Origin of the sequence: Pseudoruegeria aquimaris (genome assembly GCF_900172235.1) — a bacterium.
Classification (GTDB): domain Bacteria; phylum Pseudomonadota; class Alphaproteobacteria; order Rhodobacterales; family Rhodobacteraceae; genus Pseudoruegeria; species Pseudoruegeria aquimaris.
Map to the genome: position 1 here is coordinate 1 of NZ_FWFQ01000058.1, position 777 is coordinate 777.

Annotated in this window: 1 pseudogene; it reads left to right on the forward strand. The window is 63.2% G+C overall.

Going from position 1 to position 777, the window contains the following annotated elements:
• Window positions 1-72 precede the first annotated feature (72 nt).
• Window positions 73-777, forward strand: a pseudogene (locus tag PSA7680_RS18630) (IS5 family transposase); the annotation flags it as partial.

A 777-nucleotide genomic window follows, 5' to 3' on the forward strand; every position in this document is an offset into this window, starting at 1 on the left:
TAGGTCGTGAACTCATAAACGGGATTCCGTTTTTGGCGGTGTGATGATTCACTTTCGGAAACGGAGGTGAGCATGACGGGCAGACACGATGTGAGCGATGCGGAATGGGCGGTGATCTCGCCGCTGTTGCCGAACAAGCCGCGAGGGGTGGCGCGGGTTGATGACCGGCGGGTGATCTCGGGCATCTTCTACATCCTGAGAACCGGTGCGCCGTGGCGCGACCTGCCGGAGCGCTACGGGCCGCGGACAACGGTTTACAATCGCTACAACAGGTGGGCGAAGGCGGGGGTCTGGCTTCGCATTTTCGAGGCCCTGGCGGAGAAATCCCCAAGTTCCCTGCACCTTATCGACAGCTCGATCGTGCGCGCCCACCAGCACGCTGCGGGTGGAAAAAAAGGGGCGCGGATCACGCCATCGGACGGTCTCGGGGAGGCCTGACGACAAAGATCCACGCCGTCGTGAACGGGAGCGGCCTGCCAGTGAGACTCCTGCTCACGCCCGGACAGGCCTCCGACAAGACCACCGCGCCCGAGCTTGTCGGCCCCCTTGGCCTCACCGGAGATGTCGTCGGCGACAGGGGCTACTTCGGACAGGCCGTGATCGCGGCCATCGAGGCGTCGGGCGCCACCGCCCACATCCCCAGCCAGTCCAACGTCCGCGTGGTCAGGACCGTCGACCGAGACCTCTACCGCGAACGCAACAAGGTCGAACGGTTCTTCAATCGTCTCAAACACTTCCGCGGCATCGCAACGCGATACTTCAAAACCGCAGCAAACT